The organism is Niabella yanshanensis (genome assembly GCF_034424215.1).
In the GTDB taxonomy this organism is placed as follows: domain Bacteria; phylum Bacteroidota; class Bacteroidia; order Chitinophagales; family Chitinophagaceae; genus Niabella; species Niabella yanshanensis.
In genome coordinates, this window is the sequence record NZ_CP139960.1 from 1434069 (window position 1) to 1455153 (window position 21085).

Here is a 21085-nt window from a genome sequence, read left to right on the forward strand (position 1 = left end):
ATTTTAGGGATGAAGATTTTAAACCCGATATATTATTTAAGCATTGTTCCCCTGATTAAAATGCGTCCCAGGTAAATGACCGATTGATCATATTTTTCCGGGTAAGCTTCAATGTCGGCTCTTTGATCTGGTGATAATATTTTTAGTTTATCAGATTTTTGTGAAGACACATAAACTTTCACATCGTGTGTCCCCTTCACCAACCTAACGATATCGAACTGCCCGCGATATCGGTTATTGCAATAAGCATTGAAGCGGTTTAAAGCTGTAGCACTCGCGGCTTCTGCCACTTCAGCCTGATAATAAATAAAACTCCCCTGTTTCTGTCTGGTTAGCTGCACCGGCTTGCCATCAATGATCCATTCGAGCTGTCCTGCTTCGGGGCCGCCGATATCAAAAACGCCAACCATATCTCCTTTAAAACGGAAGCTAAATGAAGCGCCAGGCTGAGATGCAGCATAGACTTCACTAAACCACCCTTTGAATTTTTTAAGGTTGGAGTTTAGATCAGTATCAATGGCTTGCCATCCCTTATTATTCTCAGCAATATGACCGGGTATTACCATGGTAGCCTCATCCCAGTCCGCAGTAATTAAAGGCGCCGGCAATTCCTGTTTCCTTTTCTGTTGCTGCGACTCCATCTTCAACAGAGAACGTGCTATAGCTGCAGCATAAAGATTACCGCCGGCAATTGTAGGGTGAATGCCATCTTCGGAGAACATCATTTTATCCGGGTATTGCACTCCCGCGGTTTTCCAAATCAGTTTACCGGCCGCTTCCAGACTTGCTGCTTCCATGCCTAACTGAACAGAGGGAAGCCCATAATAATCCGCCACACGCTCCAATCCTTTAATATTTGCAGGCAGTTCATTCTTCTGATAAAATACAGTTTGCCCCGTCAAAATTGTATAAAGCAGGCAAACCTCTGTTCCAGGATGCTGCCTGATCGTTTGACGGATCATTCCTTCTATTCCATCGGGATACGCTCCGTTTACAGCAAACTCAATAAAAATAAGATCGGGATTATATTGCAATACCTGTTCGCCAATTCTAAAAGCCCCCAGCTCTGTACCCGTACCGGAAACACCTGCGTTGATCCATTTAAAATGGGAACCTGGAAAATGCTGCTTTAAATAATGAGCGGTCTGTAGCCGGTAACCAAAATTCGCCTGGGTAATACTTCCACCTACAAAAGCCACTACAAGATCCTGTCCTTTTTTAGCTTTTTCGAAAAAACCGGGGATGCCCAAACGCACCCGGCATTCCATGCTATTTTCGTAATTACCTGGCTGTATCGAAGTAATGCCCGATTCAGGAACATCAAAATAAACCGGCGAAGCTCCAGCCTGTGAAGCTGCTATCCTGTCCTTATCCATACCCGACTGACACACCACCACAGCCGGCAGTAACAGGCTCATCATTACAAAAACATATAAGCAGAATTTATTCGCTTTCATTGAACACAATCTGTTTAGATATCGTCCTGGATTGATCATCTTTAAACGTAAGCGCGACAGCAATAGGTTCATTCATTGGCAGTTTATTATAGCTCCATTCGTAGGGATACTGGTTGACCTGCTGTGTTTTTTTATTACAGGTTATCGTAACAGAGCAGTTCTGTAAAGGAGCTGTTTCTGCAAACCCATAGAAGGTATCCCACCCGAATGGTGAACGGATACGAAAAAGAAACACTTTGCCCCAGGGTGCTCCCAGGTCGATCACTTTCATACCATTTTTAACAGGTGGATAGTTTTTAGCAACAACGGCAGTTTCTAACGGGACTGCTACTGCTTTAAATCCTTTAGCAGGTAGCATAACAGTCATGGTTGCGTCCTTAAAATCGATGGAAGTGGATTTACCGTCACTTTGATAACCCAAAGCTGCACCGCTTTTTTTAGCATTTGTTTTCGGTGACCACTTTAAATTGACGGTTTGTTCTGTGGCAGCTTCGGACGAAAGCAATATCCAAAACTTCCTGTCAGATGTTGCAGTCACATAGTTAATTGCAGGATTGCTGACAGACAACAATCCTTTTTGCATATACAAAGTTGCTTGTTCATCATCAAATACCTTACCCTTACCACCACCATAAACACGGTTATTAAACCACACAAAACCCTCCTGTTTACTATACGGGAACATTATATTTCCTCCGGACCGCTGAATCGTTTCGCTGATTAAATAATCAAGGCTGAAAGCCATATGTGCAGGAATATGGTGGTAATAAACAGAACTCACATCCGGGCCTTTATATGGGAATGCAGCTGACATGGGCACATCGGTAAACCCTGTTGCATAATAACCCGGGTAATTAGCATAGCGCCCAATAACACTATTGCGGGCGTAGATCTCATAAATAGGCTTTTGAGTAAACTGGTACAACCGCAGCAAGTGAGGAGCCCAGCTGCTCATAAATACCGGATGTACGTTTTGCCCCTTAACTCTTGTGAAGTAGGTGCTCGGTTGTTCCAGGCCCAGCCCTACGGGAGATACCACCCATTCGGAAACCTTCTTTTCCTGCACATCGCCGTCTTTTCTTGGAAAACCTAACCGGTAGGGAGCATTTCCCTTCCACCAGATACGTGTTACCCCGTCATAACGACCACCCGGATGAATCATTTGCAGCTGATCTTCTACTTTGGGATAGCTTCTTATTCCTGCAATCGTAAAATAAGCTCCATATCCAGCAGCTTTCAGCCATTTATCATTTTTCGTAGTTTCGTATAAGTCAAGCAGGTCCCACCATGGCGCATAAAAAGAAGCGTTATAAAACGGGATATGGCTTAATAACTTGTTGGTATTGGTATAGATTTTTTGCTTTACAAAATTGTCAGCATCTTTCTCCGCCATTGCTAACCATTTCTTTTGCCCGGTTAACCGGTAAGCCCATAGCGCCTGGTTCCATTTATGAAAATCGGTTGAGTAACCTTTCACAGCTCTAAGCGAGTCTCCGGGTAAAGCGATATTGCTCAGCCATGGATTCAGCTCGCCCAATAAACGATGGAGGCCTAAGTAATAAGAAGTAGTAAACTGTGACTGGTAAGGATTTAATTTTAGTGTTTCGCGGGTTGCATTAAAAGCAGTAGGTACAATATCTGTGGCCCACCGGTAGCCGCTTCTTGAAATCGTAAATTCAATGGTAGGTAAGGAGCGGGATACATACAGGTCTTCATCATTTTGCAACACTGCAAGCGACACGTTGAGTAAGGGCGTCGCATTCACCACCGTTGGAGCCGTTTTAGGATCTCCTTCAATATCATAAAAACCTTTCAACTCCGGAGCCCAGCCACCTGCGCTATCGTTCTTTGCCAGTTCGATCATATTGAACACGGCATCAGTTAGAGAAACATCCTGTTGTTTCCTGTAATCCTTTACTTCGAATACTTCGTTAGAAACTTCTTCCAAAGCGCTGTCCCAATCCCCGGTAGTTATACCAATAACAAAATGGCGGTCGATCAGCTGATCCTGCTGATACCGGGAGTCTTTCATACCAAACACCGGCGAAAACATTACCGGTTGCAGCTGGTTCTGCTCATTCTTCAAAGTAAATCCAACCGGTGCAAAGTCTACCGATCCCCAGTCCTTGGGAAATGATTTCAGATCTGCGGCCACATAGGCCGATACCAGCCCCTGTGCTGTTTTAGCCGATACGATAGCCAGTGGTTGTTGCATCATAGAGGAAAGCATCATTTGCGGGCCTTCAGATATGCGCTTGTATTGAAACATCGGGGCCATCATCACATTGTGCAGTTCGGCGTCGGCAATAGCCTGGAATGCGGCTACTCCCATACTGTAATAGCCGGGACGCGCCGTCTTGCAGGTCAGGCGCAAGTCAATATGTTTTTTACCGGCTGCCAGCGACCATAGCCCGGTAATAACAGAACTGTTACGCGTTACATATTGCACTTCGATTGTTTGCTGATCAATGGCGGTGGCAGATACCGGAATAGCTTCGCTAAAATTCCCCGCCTGGAAAGGATTAAACTCTTCGCCCGGCTTACGCACTTCATATTTTTTCCCTTCAAAAAGAAAATGCGCATTTAGTTTTTTATTGTCCCAGGTTGGATAATATTTATTATAGCCAATTACTGCTGTGTCGTCATAGATAAGATATATTTTATGATCTTCTATTGAACTGCCTGATTGCAACCACTTACCATCCTTCTTAATTTCGGTTTTGCACGCAATAGCTTTTTGATGAGCCCCTCCCCTGACGAACTGCAGCCGAAGCACCTCGTTATGTATGGTTGCTACTACTTTGTCATCAGCATGCAGCTCAAGCGGAGCACTTACCGCCTGTTGCTGACCGGACAACACCAGCTGTTCTTCCGGTCTTACTTTCCACGAAAGAAGGGTTTGCTTGTTTAACTTGTTTGGATTAATGCTGCTATCCTGTACGAAAAGGATAGCATCGCACCGGCCATAATTAAAATTATGCAATCGTAAAAGAGAGGGGGCATTTTTCAAAGTCACCGCGCCCACTTTTTCCCATAAGTATCCGGGCTGACCATGTCCTCCGGCCTTCTTCAGGGTAATATCTCCAACTAACAATTGTATGAATCGCGTACGGGGATTCACATCAAAGTCGGGTGTTCGTACCCACACCGTAAAGTTGCCCGCCTGCTTTATATCAATCACAGTAAGTGCATCTGTTGCATCGTCACCGGATCCGCCTATACAACGCAATACCTGGCCGCTAAGCGTTTCCCTGTCTGGTTCTGTAAACCACTTACCTTTAAACTGGAAGTCTGTCCCCAGCAATAAGTATTTTCCCTGTTGTGCAGAAACATTCGCCATTACCAGGATCGTAATGAAAAGCAGTACTGTTCTTATTGTTCTACTCCAATGCATCATTTGTTGTTTAATCGAACCGGAAACTGTATACCTGAAGTCCGTACGGGTTGATATTTACCTGGTCGCCCCACGAAAAGGGAATCCGTTTACCATTTGCAGATAAGCAGTTAATACTCTCTAATTGCAAACGATGTCCTGCCATAAAACGTGATGGATTGATCTGCAAAGTGGACTGTTGCGCGTCATCATCATTATTCAATACAAACAGGTAAAACTTTTTTGTTTCCAGGTCGAGTGCGCAGAGGTAATCAATATTGGGGTTATCAAACGATACGAGCTGATCCATCAATACCAGCCGGGCTGGCTCACCGAATATCTTACCGGCATCAAATCCAAAAGTTTTATGAGGACCTACTTTAGGTGTTACAAAGCCCGAGGGAAATGCGATACGCCCCCCCGACCTCAATGATAACTCAGACATCAGGTAATCTGTTATCCAGCCTACCTGCCACCAGGCATGGTGTGGAAAAGGTCCCGCTCCTCTGTTCATAGCGCTCCAGTAATAGGAAGCCACACCCGTAGCAGGATCAACAAAAGCATCTTTAGCTAACGCCGCGGTACGGGCCATTTTAAGAAAAAGAGAATCTCGGGTCAACTCAAAAAAACGAACAAACATACCTGCGTGGCTGGCTAATAGTATAGGTCCGCTGGGATTGGCTGAACCTAAAGTGCCCCCATGTTCAAAGCTTAAACCTACCTGGCTGATCTGCCAATCCTCTAATGTTCGCGCACCATTCTTCTTAGTGCTGCGATCCGGAATAGGGTGAGAATATATGGATGTAGTATAATACCTTGCGGTAGTGATGGCCGCTTGCTTAAACCGAACCTGCCTGGTCATATCATACAGATCCAGCAAAGCCTGGGCGCTTTGGGCAGTTGCAAAATCAGGAGCAAACCTGGCATCGCCACAAACGCCTAAGAAGTAACCGGGCTCCACCGCGTTCTTTATAAACCAGTCAGCTGATCGCAATGCAGCATCCAGGTATTTTTTATCGCCCAGTAGTTTGTAGGCAACCAGTAAGCCATAAAATGTAGGCCGGTAATCTTTTTGATCTGTGAACATCGGCTTTTGAGTACCATTGTTATAAGCTACTTCCCAAAATCCTTCCGGCTTCATCTTTGCAAGCAGCCAGTCGGCAGCCAGCCTGAGTTCGGTCTTTAGTTTTTGATGCCCTGGCTCAAACAATAAAACATTCCCGATATCGAGCATCATATAATAAGTGGTAGCGATGGGCTCCGTATAAGCTCCCCATTCCTCTGTAAACCGTTTAGACCGGTACAGGTAATACTGTCCTGCAGCAGCCCCTTTAAAAAAGTCATCTGCCGTATGTTGTTGCGCCAGTTTAAAATTCAGCGCCTGGGGTAAGCGGGTATGTTGTAGTACCGAATCGCCTGTTATGGTTCCCAGCATCCACATCGCACCATAGTCAGCATTTTTTACGGCATCCTTTTCAGATTCATGAACGCCTCCCAGATATTCCTGGGCGCCAATAATACTCCCCTTATAGTCAAATGTGCGCCACCGGGAAGTGCTGTCATTTTTTACATAACCCAGCAACTGTTCCATTCTTTGCGATAAGGACAAATTCGTTTGCTTTAAATGCAATAGTTGATCAAAACGATACACATCATTTACTACGTGCTGGTAAACGGGATACCAGTTTTTATCTTCAATAGTAAACCTGAAATTGAACGATATAGACTCTCCTTTGTTTAAGAACGATTTTTGTTGCCCCAGCACAGGATGATACAAGGTAGGTGTTAATTGTTGATTACGATTGACCAGAGATAAGCCCAATAACCAATCAGACTGGGTAGATTTGTCTGACAACCAGGGATGCCTGGCCGTACCCGGTTCTGCTGTCACTGCTATCGTAACACCTTCTTTGTTGGTTAAAATGGAAGTAAGTGCCGCAGCGGTTCTTTCTCTTACAACTACAGGAACATCGGGGATACCGTGACCATAGGCATAAGCATCTACAAAGTTATTATTAATTGTTTTGCCCTGGAAAATACCGGGTATAACGGCCCAGTCAAATTGTTTTTTATCGTTTACTGTTAAAGCCGGCGTAGCTATTGAATAGTAGCCCGCAGCCCTGGCGGTTAACCTGATCGTAACCCTGAGATCATGCGCATGAACAGGATCCGGTTTCCAGGTAGCTTCTACATCCGCTACATCCGTGTTCTGAGAAAATACAAGCGTATTCCCTACCGCCCTGCATTGTTGGGGATAGAAAGAAACTGCATTTCCTTCTTTGTTTAATGAGACCGCTGAGGTATTGGCCTTCCAGGTTGGAATTATATAGCGATATTCCGGCTCAGGAAACAAAACCTCCCCTCCTTTTTCGTCTTTAATCACCTGGGCGTCCATTCCGGGCTGGTTCCTGCTGTAAAGTATGGTATATTGCCCTGATACTCCCGACAGGGAACGCCATTGCTGCTGCCCGTTTACCTGCAGCTGCTGTAACCGGTAGCCCTCGTTAGTGTATACCCAGTTCATGCGTAATCCACGACTTTCCAGCTTAGGCGCTTTTAACGACTGGCTATACCCGCCGATACCAGGTATCGATAACAATACCACTGCCACAAAAATATACAAGCTCAATCGGTTCATTTTTTTGTTATTGAGTGATCGTAATCTCCATTTCTTTGATTGCAGACGCAGACGCTTTAACGTTTGCGTTGGTTGCTACAAGTGTTACTTTGTAGACCCCCGGCCTGGTATATACACGCCGGTATTCATACAAATTCTGTGATATATTTTTGATAGTCTCCCCCTTGTCCGGGTTGGTTTTATTGGGATTAAATTGCTTGGTGATCACCCAATCATCATCCAGCGCCAGCGGATTAGTAACCGTTAACAGCTGTACGGAAGTGACACTCCATTTGGTTGTAGGGCCACTGAAGCTAAAAGAACTCCATCCTGCTGTTGCCATTGTAGCAATAGCGGTTTCTTCGTTTTGCTCATTTACGCTTTTCAGATCAAATGAACGGATCACCCAGCGGTTCTGGGCGCCATCAGGCTTCACAACATTAGTCTTATAACGGAAGGCTAATGCCATATTTTTATTACGTGCAGCAAACTCACTCAGGTCGATATTGCCAGAAGAGGTTTGATCCAGTCCGGATGACAGTATTGCTTTACTGGTAATATCCTCCCAGGTGGCGGCAAGTACATTAGCTGAATCATACTTTCCATTAAAATCGGTAGAAACCAGCAACTTTAAAGTGCTCTGATCTACAGGTTTGGGTCCGTATTGAGCAAAGCTTTTAAAGTTCAGCCCGATAATATTACCCTCTACTACGGTCCTTTCTCTAAACTCATACCTGCGGCCTGGTTCACCCGACCAGAACACTATATTATCGGGCTTACCATTAAATGTAAACAAGATCGGCTCTCCCACTTTATAAGTGGCTTTTTCAAGTGTAACAGAAAAATCTTCCACTGATGCCAGCTCATAACGCTTTGTGCAGGATACAAGCGCGGCAGATAGAATGACAATGGCTATAATCTTTTTCATAAATATAATTTTACCAGCCGGGGTTTTGTTGAATATTGGGGTTAACGGCCAGTTCACTGTTGGGGATAGGGAACAGGACCGAGCGTTCTGTGATTCTCTGAGCCTGGGCAATAGCCGGGTCTCTTAAGGCAGCAGGCATATTAGACTGGTATTCTCTTATCTGGGCCTGCATCGTGGAGGGATAAATGCCCCACCTGACAAGATCATGTTTGCGTAAGCCTTCAAAAGCCAGCTCCCTTAAGCGCTCACTCATAATTAAATCCTGGAAGTCCTGCTTTGAAAGTCCGGCGGGGGCGTCTATCGCGGGATCAGCGGAACCCACATCTTTACCGTATCCCCGTCTTCGCACCATATTGATAGCCATATATGCCTGCTGCGAAGGGCCATTATTAACTTCGTTATCTGCTTCCGCGAACATGAGCAAAACATCAGCATAGCGTAACAAAGGCCAGTTAGTACCGGTATAATTCTGATCACGGGGCAGTAGCGTTTCATATTCCCTTCTCCATTTACCATTGCTGCGTTCATATAACTGGTCTGCAGCCCAGGCAGTTCTTACAACGGTTTGCCCGGTTGTCACAAATCTGAAGGGCGCTACCGTCCAGTCTCTCCTTAAGTCGCCGGGATCATATGCGTTATAGAGCTTAGCAGTAGCATGAACATAATCATATCCGTAACCGGTATCTCTATTACCGCAAGTGATGCCGTTATAGCTGCCAATCATACCACCTTCCTGTATTTCGTTTTTGTTGGCTCCTTTAAACTCTACTTCCCAGATGCCCTCCCCTGTGTCGAATGCTTCCCGAACATGATTGATATAAATCTGCCTGAAATCCGGATTAAGCTTGTGTACGCCCGATTGTATGACGCTATCTGCATATTTTCTCGCTTCTGCATATTTTGACACATCGTTAAGGGGAGCGCCTGCCATGGTCAAATAAACCCGGGCCAGTATGCCCTGAACAGCCGTTTTGGTAATGCGAGTATTATACCCATAATCAGAGATGGTTCGCACCAAGCCTTCAGCCTTCTTCATGTCTTTGATAATTTGCTCATAGACTTGGGCAACCGGCGTACCCGGTAAGGGTGGTTCATAGGGGTTTTTACTCGACTGAAGTTTCAGAGGTACAGAACCAAACTCATCTGCAAGCATAAAATAATAGTATCCTCTTAAAAAAAGTGCTTGTCCTTTGATCTCGTTGCGCCTCTGTTCACTAACACTTGTAGCCTTATCAATATTCTCCAATAGCATATTAGCTCTTTCAATACCTACATAGATAGATTCCCAATGCCGGTTTATTTCCAATGTTGAGGCATCAATGATATTGGCATTAATACCCGAAGTTTGGCTCTTCATAAAAAACTCATCGCTGAAAACCAGATAACAGGCCATACCCTGGGAGTACATACGGTTATCGCCGAGCCTGTCGTACACGCCGGCAAGCGCTGACTCAAGCTCCATTTCGCTATTGTAGTAATTGGAAGGATGAACAAAGTCCTGTGGTGTAGTGTCCAGTATTTTATTACAGCTACCGGTTGCCACCAGTAGTACAACCAGAGTATAACAGTAAATCAATTTCATTCGCGGGTATTTATTGAGTTGAATCGAATGGAATATTTTCAAATACACTTCTTTATGAAAAGAATTTTTATGAGTACATTTCATTGTAAAAGCATTTATCGTTAAAAGGTAATATTCATTCCCAGCGTAATCGTTCTCGCCCTCGGGTAAGGGCTCCAGTCAAAACCAGGCGTCAATGCTGTATGTCGTACAGAGACTTCCGGGTCAAGACCGGTATAACCCGTCCATGTTACCAGGTTTTGAGCAGAAGCATGAAGCCTTGCAGATTGTATCTTCCATTTCTTCATTAGTGTTGCGGGAAAATTATAGCCAAGCGAAACCGTTTTTAGACGGATAAAAGACCCATCTTCAATATTACGGTCAGAATATACATTGGGCCCATACCCCCCCGCAACGGGCAATAAACTATTTTGATTATCGATGGACCATCGGTCTTCGTAGGTTTTAAACATATTGACATCCCGGCGGGCTTCTGCGCCTTCAAAAACGATCCTGTTGGCATTTAAGATATCGTTTCCGTAAGACCATTGCAGGAAAAGATTCAGATCAAATTGACGGTACCTGAAATTATTGGAGAAGCCCCCAATATGCACGGGATTAGGATTACCCACTATTGTCTGATCATTAGCATCCACTATCCCATCGCCATTAATGTCCTTGTATTTAATAAAGCCGGGCTTAATATTGGCCCTGTCACCCCCATTGTTAGGCACTTCCGGTTTCAGCTCATAGCTGCCGTTTGGCAAGGCATTGAAATCGTTCAGCTGATACAGGCCATCAAAAACATAGCCGTAGAAGAGAGCCACCGGCTTTCCTGGTAGCGCGATATAAGGCAGGGAGGTATTGAAATTTCCGTTCCAGTTAGATACCCGCGTCAATAAACTCGGCTCGTCACCATTTAGTTCTTCGATCCGGTTTCTGTTGAAAGCAATATTAAAATTAGAGGTCCATCCAAAGCGCTCTGTGTTAATATTTACCGTGTTGAGCGTTAATTCAAAGCCACGGTTCGACACGGTACCAATATTTTTGAAAGCTGTTAAATAGCCGGTGGATGTAGGCATAGAGGCATTCAGCAATAAATCCGTAGTTTTTTTGTAATAGTAATCTGCCGTTAAGCTGATCCGTTCTTTCAACAGGCTGACATCAAGTCCCGCATCCAGGTTGGCAGTACGTTCCCATTTTAAAAGATCATTGCCCACCATCACCGGCACCGTTCCCTTAACATAAGTTCCATTGAAATAATAACCACTTCTCGTGTTGCCCGTATTTGCGCCTACCTCCTGGTCCAATACGCTCAGGTAAGCAAAATCTGATACTCTGTTGTTACCGGTGATACCATAGGAAACCCTGAGTTTGGCAGCGGAAATCGTTTTTACCGGTTTCAGGAAGGGTTCATTTCCCAGGTTCCAGGCAAATGCTGCAGAAGGGAAATTACCCCACCGGTTCGCTGGGGTGAATTTGGAGGAACCGTCTGATCTGAACGAAGCAGTGAACAGGTAACGGGAATTAAACGCATAATTGACACGCCCCAAAAAAGAAACCAGTGTGGCATAAGAACCCGAGGTGGTTTTGTTCAGAATATTACCCTGATCGAGGCCTTTAACACCCAAAGCTTCATTGGGTAACAAAATAGACACAAATCCATTGCCCTCAGTACTACTGCGTTGCATTGTTAATCCTGCAACGGCATCGATACGATGCTTACTATTGAAGGTGCGGTTAAACGTAAGTAGGTTTTCATTCAGCAGGTTTTTTACATTCAGGTTGTCGATGGAACCATTCATCCCGTAAGTAGCGCCGTAGACCGTCCTTGGATTTCCTGCAGCTGTTTTGGAATTATTAAACCGTTCGAAACGCATATCGCTTTCTGTTAAACCTCCATTTACCCTGAGCTTAAAATATTTCAGAAAGGAATACTCCAGAAATGCATTGGTAAAAAATGATTTGTTCAAAACATGCATGTACATATTATTGGAGTTCACTACAGGGTTAACCCTTAGATCCGCATTACCTACCAGGTCATCAAAAGGCTGGTCTATAAAATCATCTTCATTATCCAAACCGGTAACCGGCCGGTATCCCCAGGTACTGAACAAGAGATAAGATGAGGCATTACCGGCTGAAGAGCTATTCAGATCATCGCTTGTTAAATTAGCAATCTGGCCGTTCTTAATAGCCTGGGTATAATTGGTATTAATACCTGCCCTGAAATTCTTGCCAATGCGCTGTTCTATCTGGAAACGTCCCTGGTACCTGGTAAAACCCCCATTAATAACAATACCATCCTGGTCTAAAAAAGAACCGCTTAAAGAATACTTGGTAGCTGCCGTTCCTCCTCTTAAAGAAATGGTGTGGTTTTGCATAAAGGCATCGCGAAAAACATGATCCTGCCAGTTAATCCCTTTTTCCTCTTTATAGGATTCTAAGGTTTTGCCATCCTGGAAGTATATCTGCTCACCAATTGAACGATTCAGTTCCAGCTGGTACTTCACAAATTCATAAGCACTCATCACAGGTATTTGCTTTGGCAGGTACTGCATGCCCAACCAATTATTATAAGACACAACAGGAGGTCCTGTCTTCCCTTGCTTGGTCTTGATCATAATCACACCATTGGCTCCCCTGGCTCCATAGATAGCGGTAGAAGATGCGTCTTTCAATACTTCAATGGACTCGATATCATCAGGGTTAACGGCATTGTTATCCGGGTTCTCTATTGGAAAGCCATCAATAACGTATAAAGGCGCATTGGATTGGGTGATAGAATTGCCTCCCCTGATCACGATATTGCTGGTACTGCCCGGCTGCCCGTCGTTAGAGCTCACCTGTACGCCGGCAACTCTCCCCGCCAGCGCATCTTCAAATGATGGCACAGGCGCCTTTTCCATATCCTTCATATTAACTGAGCCTACCGCCCCGGTTAAGTCTTTACGTTTTACTTCACCGTATCCGATTACCACCACGTCATCCATTACCTGGTTATTGGTGGCCATTTTTACCGCATAGCTGTTCTCATTGCTAATCTTAACCGATTGGGTCGTATAACCGATCATAGAAACGATCATCACGTCGTTCTCCCGTATGTTAGCAAGGGTAAATTTCCCCTGGGCGTCTGTAAGCACCGAGGCAGTTTTGCCCTGAATAGTAATAGTAACCCTGGGCAAGGGGCTTCCTTTTTCGTCTGTAACACTACCGGTTATAGTTTTTACAGCCTGCGCCAGGCAGGCTAATGGAAAACCGATGGCAAACAACAGTAACAATGTTAATTTTCGATTCATATGCAATAATCCTTATTTAAAAAGCTGGTTTATAAATGGGGAACAATCATTGTATCGTAGGCAATAACCATCCGTACTTCATTACAGCAGCCCTATGCTGACTATCATAAAGCTTGTACTGAATCAATAATATCCCTGGTAATGACAAACTACATTTAAGCATTTTACAATCGTTAAAAATAAAAATAGTCTGGTCTGGACTGGTTTGGCTTTACAAACATAAGAAAATATTTATTTCACAACTAATTTTTTTAAAAATCAATATAGATGGGACGTATGCGAGTGTGGATCGGTAACTCTATAGCAAAAGAAAATAACATAAATCTGTTCTGGTTTGGTTTGTTTATTATTTTTGTAAAAATGGTCATATGAATGCAGCGATGACGGCAGCTATCAAGAACGCCAAAATGCCTAAAGATAAAATGAAGTACCAGCAGCTGGCTGACTACATTATCACGCTTATAGAAAATGATGAATTGCATATTGGCGACCAGATACCCTCGCTGAAGCAATTACAGCTACAGCTAAAAATGAGCAAGGAAACATTACTCAAAGGATTAAATGAACTGGTGGAAAAAGGCATCATTGAATCGGTATACCGCAAAGGCTATTTTGTACGAAAAAAGACCATCCAGCATAATTTCCGCGTGTTTCTCTTACTCGATAAAATGAATATTTTGCGGGAGCAGCTTTACCGGAATCTTTTTAACCAGCTACAGCCTCGTGCTGATATTGACATTTACTTTCACCACCATAACTACCAGGTTTTCGAAAAACTAGTCAGGGAAAACCTGGGGAAATATACTCATTATGTGATCGCCACTTTTTTGAAAGAAGATGTAGCACCGCTATTGAATTTGATACCGGATAAAAAAAGAATTATCATCGATCTAAACCAGCAGGGATTAAATGGTAATTATACCTGCATTTACCAGGATTATGGCTATGACATTTTCCATAGTCTTCATAAACTGAAAGCCGAACTGGCCAAATATCAACGCCTGATACTGGTTGCGCATTCTGAGGCGATTCACGCAAGATTGGTGATAGAAGGCTTCCTGCACTATTGTACAGAGATGGAATACCCCTACCTGATCCAGTCGGAAATAGATGAAAAAAACTTTCAAAAAGGCAATGCCTATGTTACCTTTAGCAGGTACGACACTGACGACGTAAAGCTGATAAAGCTGGCCAGGAAAAAGAAGCTGAAACTGGGGAAGGATGTTGGCCTGATCTCTTATAACGATACCGAGGTAAAAGAAATACTGGAAGATGGTATCACTGTTATCTCAACAGATTTTGATGCGATGGGTAAGACCGTAGCCCAGGCTATATTAGACGATAAGATCATTGTAAAAAGAAACACCACCCGGGTAATTAAAAGACATTCCTTGTAAACCGGACTTCGCTGATCAATTTCGGCACTGCCCGCCAACAGGTACAAAAAGGAATCCATGCAAAAAGGAACGCGCAGCGACAAAGCGCTGATTGTTGATATATTAACGAAAGCGTTTAACGATAATAAAAGCGTTAACTATATTATTCAGCAAGACAAACGCAGAATGGAGCGCATCCGGGAGCTGGGTAACTACTCGTGTGAAATGTGCCTGCGGTTCGGGGAAATATTTATTTCTGAAGACCAAACCGCCTGCGCACTTATTCTTTTTCCCGACAGGAAACGAACGACAGCAGGATCGGTTGTATGCGACCTCCGGTTGATTATTAAGGCGATGGGATTATCCAATCTACCAAGAGCACTAAAACGCAACAAGGCGATCAGCAAAGTACATCCGCCGGGATTTCTTTATCATATATGGTATATAGGCGTTGAACCTCAGCAACAGGGTAAAGGTACCGGGTCATTGTTGCTCAGGGAGCTGATAGCCAGAGCCCGAAGGCTCAACAGGAAGCCCGTGTTAGAAACTTCAACAAAGCAGAATGTGCCCTGGTATCAGAAACATGGTTTTACTATTTACCGCCAGCTCAATTTCGGATTTGACTTTTACTGCATGAAATTATAATACATGAATGAATAAAGACCTGAAAAAAGCTGACTGTTGTACGCGCTAAAGAACAACGTGCGAGCAGGATCAGGAATCCATGGATCCCCAAATGCTCATTTAACGCAAAGCGCCATTAATATTTAATAGGATTCTCTTTAAAGTTAAAAAGTCTGAAGTAAATACTTCAGACTTTTTAACTTTTGGCGGTGAGGGCGGGATTCGAACCCGCGGTACAGTTTAACCCGTACGGCAGTTTAGCAAACTACTGATTTCAGCCACTCATCCACCTCACCAAAAGGGATGCAAATATAAGGGAAAATCTTTAAGATTATATGCTCTTAAAAAATGTTTTTTTGAGCCATTTTACATCGCTGCCAATTGCACTTTCTGGTGCAGCTCCAGCACGTTCTCACGGAACAGCGCATCGGTATCCATCAGGTCTTTCACTGTCTGACAAGAGTGTATTACCGTAGTATGATCACGTCCGCCGAAATGTTCACCAATAGTCTTCAAACTGTTTTTAGTAAAGGCTTTGGCCAGGTACATAGTAATCTGCCGGGCCTGAACAATTTCGCGTTTACGGGTCTTTTGTAATAATTTATCGTAGGCTACATCGAAATAATCGCATACCATTTTTTGAATGGTGTCGATCGTAATTTCTTTACTGGATGATTTAATAAAGTTACGCAATACTTTCTTGGCCAGTTCCAGGTCTATATCCCGGCGATTCAATGAAGATTGGGCTAATAAAGAGATCAGGGCACCTTCCAGTTCTCTTACATTGCTGTTAATATTATAAGCAATATATTTCACCACTTCTTTAGGCATATCCAATCCATCGGCCTTCATCTTCCTTTCGAGTATCTCAATGCGGGTTTCATAATCGGGGATCTGAAGATCGGCACTGAGCCCCCATCTGAAGCGGCTTAGTAAGCGCTCCTGCACCCCATCCAGATCTTTCGGCGATTTATCAGATGTAAGAACCAGCTGTTTACCGGATTGGTGCAAATGATTGAATATTGCAAAAAAGGCATCCTGTGATTTTTCAGCTTTGCTGAAAAATTGTACATCATCTACAATTAATACATCTATCAACTGGTAGAAGTGTATAAAATCGTTAATGGCGCCATTGCGGCTATGGTCCATAAACTGGTTGATGAACTTTTCTGAACTTACGTACAGTACTATTTTGTTAGGATGTAAGCGCTTTACCTCGTTGCCTATTGCCTGCACCAGGTGCGTTTTACCAAGCCCTACGCCCCCATATACTACCAAAGGATTAAAAGAATTGGCTCCGGGCTTATCCGCTACTGTTTTTCCTGCTCTTCGGGCTACCCGGTTACTGTCACCTTCCACGTAGGCATCGAACGTGTAATTCACATTCAATTGCGGGTCAATCTGCATTTTTTTAATGCCTGGAATGACAAAGGGATTTTTTACAGAATTATTCACCACGAGCGGAAAGTCCATTTCGTTATTGGAATATGTTTTGTAACCCGTACCCGGTACATCCATTGTAAGCGGCTTATTCTTACTATTACCGCTATCCACCATTATCCTGTATTCTAACCGAGCCTCTTTACCCAACTCACGCTTCAGTGTTTTCGCTAATAAATTTACATAATGCTCTTCGAGGTACTCAAAAAAGAATTGACTGGGTACCTGTATAACTAATACATTGCTTTTTAAAGAAATTGCCTTAATAGGTTCGAACCATGTTTTGTAATGCTGCCATTCTACTATATCTTTTATAATCTTTAAACAATTAGACCAAACTTTGTCGGCATTTTTCTCCATTGAAACAGCGAATTTATTGGGGTGCTACAATTTAAAAAAATCATCAAAAAACATCATCAGACTCACAACTCTATACAACAAAAAAATTTTAAGACGGACGGCGAATATCCACATTTATTCAACATAAAAAAAATAATCGCAAACATTTTTTTACCTGCTATACAAATTCAAATTTATACGCTTGCTGCTTTCGAAATTATTCAACAATTAAACAAAATAATTGCAAAAAAGATGTTCGGTAAAAAATTGCCTTTTTCAATGATTTTATTGCATGGAGATCATTCTACAGGAGGTGCTAAAACGCATGAAACCCTTTACTGTAAAGGGTTTCAGACAAAATATAATAAATATGGAGGTATATAACAACTACTTAAACAAACACTTATAAAATATACTATATAAGTAGCTACAAAACATGCTTACTTCTTTGATTTTGCTGTAGCAGCAGCTGCTTTTTTAGGTGCAACCTTAGATTTGGAAGCAGCAGTTTTTTTACCATTTTTTAATGCAGCGTCAATAGCCGCGCTTATAGAAGCATAGGTAGGCTTGCCCTTTATCATTTCACTATTGACAAAGAAAGTCGGCACTTCCTTAACCCCCCTATCCAGTCCTTCTTTAAGGTCATCCTGAACCTGCCAGCCATAGGTTCCATTAACCAGCTCTTCCAGGAAATTCTTATTCTTTACCCCTGCATCTTTAGAGTGTAACTTCAGACTGGTAGTGCCCAGGTTCCTCCTATTCTGAAACAATACATTGTGCATTTCCCAAAACTTATCTTCCTGCGCTGCAGCAATAGCTGCTTCTGCGGCCTTTAAGCTTCGCTGGTGAATTCTTGTTTGAGGAAAGTGGCGGAAATTGAACTTTACCTGGCCTTCATAATCGGTAAGAATTTGCTTAACTATCTCGTTAGCTTTTGCACAATCCTCACTTTCGTACTCACCAAATTCCATTAAGATAACAGGAGCATCTTTTTTACCCACAAAAATATCTTTAGGTTCTATTATTGGTTCATCGTCTTTCTTTAAGCTCATAACATTAAAAATTTATTTTGGCCAGGTATCTTCCTTTTTTGCTGAAAATTTACGCTATTTTAAAAAGCGGTTGAAGATAATTTTTTTTTTGAACTAACAAATTTTTTCTTCAAAATATCGAAAAAAAAGCTTATAAAATAACAAAATGCCGGAGATGATTGTTCCCGATAAAGTCATGAGGCCTCCCCCTGGGGAAGCCTCATGACTATTACACCGTTTTACTTTCATGCGTTTCATTGCGGAAGACGACCGTGTTATCGAATACATCTATCAAAATGGGCGTATTTCGATCTACATCGCCTGAGAGGATCCGTTTACTTAACTGGTTTACAATTTCCTTCTGGATCAGCCTTTTTAACGGCCGGGCTCCAAATTGTGGATCAAATCCCTGTTCAGCTAAAAAGTCGAGCGCATAATCACTAAAATGCAATTGTAAGCCGCTGTTTTGCAACACCTGTCTTTTTAAACCCTCTAACTGTATCTTGATAATACCTATAATGTCTTTTTTAAGTAAAGGCTGAAACATAATGATCTCATCTACCCGGTTTAGAAATTCAGGTCTTACGGTTTCCCTCAGCAAACTCATTACCTGCACCTTTGCTTTTTCGGTAACTTCCTCAAGATTTTTCTCTGAAACACCTTCAAAAGCTTCCTGTATCAGATGACTGCCTATATTGCTGGTCATTATAATAATTGTATTCTTAAAGTTCACTACGCGACCCTTATTGTCTGTTAGCCTGCCATCATCCAATACCTGCAACAAAACGTTCCATACATCCGGATGTGCTTTTTCAATCTCATCTAAAAGCACAACACTGTAAGGTTTGCGACGCACGGCTTCAGTAAGTTGTCCACCTTCATCATACCCTACGTAGCCGGGAGGTGCGCCTACCAGTCTGCTTACTGTATGCTTTTCCTGGTATTCGCTCATATCAATACGGGTCATCATGCCCTCATCATCAAACAGGTACTCAGCCAGCGCCTTTGCCAGTTCCGTCTTACCTACACCTGTTGTACCCAGGAAAATAAACGAACCGATCGGTTTTTTAGGATCACTTAGTCCTGCCCTGCTACGCCGGATAGCATCCGCCACAGCCGTAATGGCTTCCTCCTGTCCTACTACTCTCTCATGCAGGTGCGCTTCCAGGTGCAGCAGCTTTTCTTTATCGCTCTGCATCATCTTACTCACAGGTATACCGGTTGATTTGGCTACACTTTCCGCAATATCCTCTGCATCTACCTCTTCTTTCAATAATCGCTTTTCGCTATCTTCCTGTAACTCCTTTGTGAGTTTTGCAATACGCTCCTCCTCCTCTTTTATCTTACCATATCGTATTTCAGCTACTTTGCCGTAATCGCCGTTACGTTCCGCCTGCTCTGCCTCTACTTTTAAGCTCTCAATGCCTGCTTTGGCATTCTGGATCTGCTCAACCAATTCCTTTTCTTCCGACCACTTGGCTTTTAGCGTATCCCGCTCTACAGAAAGATTGGCTATCTCAGTATTTAATTGTTTCAGCTTCTCTTCATCATTCTCTCTTTTAATAGCTTCACGCTCAATTTCCAACTGGCGGATCTGCCGGTCCAGCCGGTCCAGCTCTTCAGGCATCGAATTCATTTCAAGCCGAAGTTTAGCTGCACTCTCATCAATCAGGTCAATGGCTTTATCGGGTAAAAACCGATCGGTAATATACCTGCTGGACAATTCTACCGCAGCTATGATAGCATCGTCTTTGATACGCACATGGTGGTGGGTCTCATATTTATCTTTTAAGCCTCTTAAAATAGAGATAGCATCTTCTACCGAAGGCTCATCTACCATTACCTTTTGGAACCGGCGTTCCAGCGCTTTATCTTTTTCAAAGAATTTCTGGTACTCGTTCAGAGTGGTAGCACCTACCGCACGCAATTCGCCGCGGGCCAGGGCCGGCTTTAGTATGTTAGCCGCATCCATAGCCCCATCGCCACCACCGGCACCTACCAGCGTATGAATCTCGTCTATAAACAATATAATCTCACCGTCACTTCCGCTCACTTCCTTCACCACGCCTTTTAAACGCTCTTCAAATTCTCCTTTATATTTAGCGCCGGCTATCAATAAGCCCATATCCAGCGCATAAATGATCTTCGACTTCAAATTTTCGGGCACATCTCCGTTCACGATACGATGAGCTATACCTTCGGCAATCGCTGTCTTACCCACACCGGGCTCTCCCACCAAAATCGGATTATTCTTGGTTCTTCTGCTCAAAATATGAAGGGTGCGACGAATCTCCTCATCCCTTCCAATTACCGGATCCAACTTGCCTTGCCGCGCTAATTCATTTAAATTCTTGGCGTACTTATTCAACGCATTAAACTCCTGTGACTGTGTTTGAGAAGATACGGTTGACCCCTGCCTTAATTCTTTAATAGCAGTAACCAATCCCTTTGCAGTAAGACCTGCATCTTTCAATAATTTGCCGGTAGCATCATTACCCTCCACAATGGCCAACAATAAATGCTCGGGAGTAATGAACTCGTCATTGAACTGCTTTAAGGCAGCTCCCGCCCTCAATACTACGTTATTGGCATCGCGGCTGATCTGCTGCGCCGGCTCTCCTGATGACTTTGGCAATTTGGATATCAACTCATTGAGTTTGTTATCTACCAGATTGATGGTCACATTATTCTTCTTTAAAAGATAATCTACCGGAGAGTCTTCCTGCTCCAATAAAGCTTTTAAAATATGCTCTGTCTCTATATTGGGGTTCTGAGCATTAAATGCCAGTTGCTGAGCTTGTTGAAAAGCCTCCGCTGCTTTTATTGTAAAATTTCCCAGATTCATAATTAAAGTTTCTTAGTTAAAAGTTCATGCCCTGGTATACGACAGCAACAATCACGCTGAAGTTTAGTATAAACAGGACATACCCTGATTATCAAATCAAAATCCAAGCCGGTATTTAATGTAATGATGTCATATTCAGCTCATTAAATATGACTAAAGTGCAGGAAAACAGTAATTGGTATGCTATTTTAGCAG

Annotated in this window: 12 protein-coding genes and 1 tRNA gene; 3 read left to right on the forward strand and 10 right to left on the reverse strand. The window is 43.2% G+C overall.

What is annotated here, in order from left to right; translation table 11 throughout:
• Positions 1-32: 32 nt before the first annotated feature.
• The 6 genes from U0035_RS05645 to U0035_RS05670 all read right to left on the reverse strand — a co-directional run bounded on the left by U0035_RS05645 (position 33) and on the right by U0035_RS05670 (position 13235).
• Positions 33-1457, reverse strand: a complete 1425-nt coding sequence (locus U0035_RS05645) for an SGNH/GDSL hydrolase family protein (protein ID WP_114789054.1) — start codon at positions 1455-1457, stop codon at positions 33-35.
• Positions 1444-4854 carry a hypothetical protein gene (locus U0035_RS05650; RefSeq protein WP_327138729.1) on the reverse strand — a complete coding sequence of 1137 codons (3411 nt, stop codon included), beginning with the start codon at positions 4852-4854 and terminating at the stop codon, positions 1444-1446. Before U0035_RS05650 ends, U0035_RS05645 begins: the two co-directional genes overlap by 14 nt.
• 7 nt (positions 4855-4861) lie before the next feature.
• The gene (locus tag U0035_RS05655; protein ID WP_327138730.1) at positions 4862-7459 is read right to left on the reverse strand and encodes a glycoside hydrolase family protein; all 2598 of its coding nucleotides are present in this window, start codon (positions 7457-7459) and stop codon (positions 4862-4864) included.
• Between the two features lie 16 nt (positions 7460-7475).
• Positions 7476-8375, reverse strand: a complete 900-nt coding sequence (locus U0035_RS05660) for a DUF5017 domain-containing protein (protein ID WP_114789056.1) — start codon at positions 8373-8375, stop codon at positions 7476-7478.
• Positions 8376-8385: 10 nt separating this feature from the next.
• Positions 8386-9957 (reverse strand): RagB/SusD family nutrient uptake outer membrane protein, encoded by a 1572-nt coding sequence (locus U0035_RS05665; RefSeq protein WP_114789057.1) that lies wholly within the window; start codon positions 9955-9957, stop codon positions 8386-8388.
• A gap of 101 nt (positions 9958-10058) precedes the next feature.
• The gene (locus U0035_RS05670) at positions 10059-13235 is read right to left on the reverse strand and encodes a SusC/RagA family TonB-linked outer membrane protein (protein ID WP_114789058.1); all 3177 of its coding nucleotides are present in this window, start codon (positions 13233-13235) and stop codon (positions 10059-10061) included.
• A 368-nt stretch (positions 13236-13603) separates the two neighbouring features.
• On the opposite strand from U0035_RS05670, the gene U0035_RS05675 reads away from it, so the two are divergent.
• Together U0035_RS05675 and U0035_RS05680 are read left to right on the forward strand one after the other, a co-directional pair.
• The gene (locus U0035_RS05675) at positions 13604-14632 is read left to right on the forward strand and encodes a winged helix-turn-helix domain-containing protein (RefSeq protein WP_245957564.1); all 1029 of its coding nucleotides are present in this window, start codon (positions 13604-13606) and stop codon (positions 14630-14632) included.
• 57 nt (positions 14633-14689) lie between these two features.
• Positions 14690-15256 (forward strand): GNAT family N-acetyltransferase, encoded by a 567-nt coding sequence (locus tag U0035_RS05680; RefSeq protein ID WP_114789059.1) that lies wholly within the window; start codon positions 14690-14692, stop codon positions 15254-15256.
• Between the two features lie 183 nt (positions 15257-15439).
• Here the strand turns inward: U0035_RS05680 and U0035_RS05685 are convergent.
• Positions 15440-15531: transfer RNA gene (locus U0035_RS05685), tRNA-Ser, on the reverse strand.
• 70 nt (positions 15532-15601) lie between these two features.
• Positions 15602-17035, reverse strand: a complete 1434-nt coding sequence (dnaA, locus tag U0035_RS05690; protein WP_114789060.1) for a chromosomal replication initiator protein DnaA — start codon at positions 17033-17035, stop codon at positions 15602-15604.
• A 21-nt stretch (positions 17036-17056) separates the two neighbouring features.
• Between dnaA and U0035_RS05695 the strand changes: the two genes are divergently transcribed.
• A complete protein-coding gene (locus U0035_RS05695) occupies positions 17057-17398 on the forward strand; it encodes a hypothetical protein (protein ID WP_114789061.1) in 342 nt (113 codons plus the stop codon).
• Positions 17399-17454: 56 nt separating this feature from the next.
• Here U0035_RS05695 and U0035_RS05700 read toward each other — a convergent pair whose 3' ends face one another.
• The gene (locus U0035_RS05700; protein WP_114789062.1) at positions 17455-18066 is read right to left on the reverse strand and encodes a DsbA family protein; all 612 of its coding nucleotides are present in this window, start codon (positions 18064-18066) and stop codon (positions 17455-17457) included.
• 208 nt (positions 18067-18274) lie between these two features.
• Complete coding sequence (clpB, locus tag U0035_RS05705; RefSeq protein WP_114789063.1) at positions 18275-20890, reverse strand: ATP-dependent chaperone ClpB; 2616 nt, start codon at positions 20888-20890, stop codon at positions 18275-18277.
• Positions 20891-21085: the final 195 nt, after the last annotated feature.

Excerpts from the sequence above, each read along its gene's own strand:
- U0035_RS05650 (WP_327138729.1), bottom strand. The coding sequence starts at position 4,854 with ATGATGCATTGGAGTAGAACAATAAGAACAGTACTGCTTTTCATTACG.
- U0035_RS05660 (WP_114789056.1), bottom strand. The coding sequence starts at position 8,375 with ATGAAAAAGATTATAGCCATTGTCATTCTATCTGCCGCGCTTGTATCC.
- U0035_RS05700 (WP_114789062.1), bottom strand. The coding sequence starts at position 18,066 with ATGAGCTTAAAGAAAGACGATGAACCAATAATAGAACCTAAAGATATT.
- clpB (WP_114789063.1), bottom strand. The coding sequence starts at position 20,890 with ATGAATCTGGGAAATTTTACAATAAAAGCAGCGGAGGCTTTTCAACAA.
- U0035_RS05675 (WP_245957564.1), top strand. The coding sequence starts at position 13,604 with ATGAATGCAGCGATGACGGCAGCTATCAAGAACGCCAAAATGCCTAAA.
- U0035_RS05670 (WP_114789058.1), bottom strand. The coding sequence starts at position 13,235 with ATGAATCGAAAATTAACATTGTTACTGTTGTTTGCCATCGGTTTTCCA.
- U0035_RS05665 (WP_114789057.1), bottom strand. The coding sequence starts at position 9,957 with ATGAAATTGATTTACTGTTATACTCTGGTTGTACTACTGGTGGCAACC.
- U0035_RS05645 (WP_114789054.1), bottom strand. The coding sequence starts at position 1,457 with ATGAAAGCGAATAAATTCTGCTTATATGTTTTTGTAATGATGAGCCTG.
- dnaA (WP_114789060.1), bottom strand. The coding sequence starts at position 17,035 with ATGGAGAAAAATGCCGACAAAGTTTGGTCTAATTGTTTAAAGATTATA.
- U0035_RS05680 (WP_114789059.1), top strand. The coding sequence starts at position 14,690 with ATGCAAAAAGGAACGCGCAGCGACAAAGCGCTGATTGTTGATATATTA.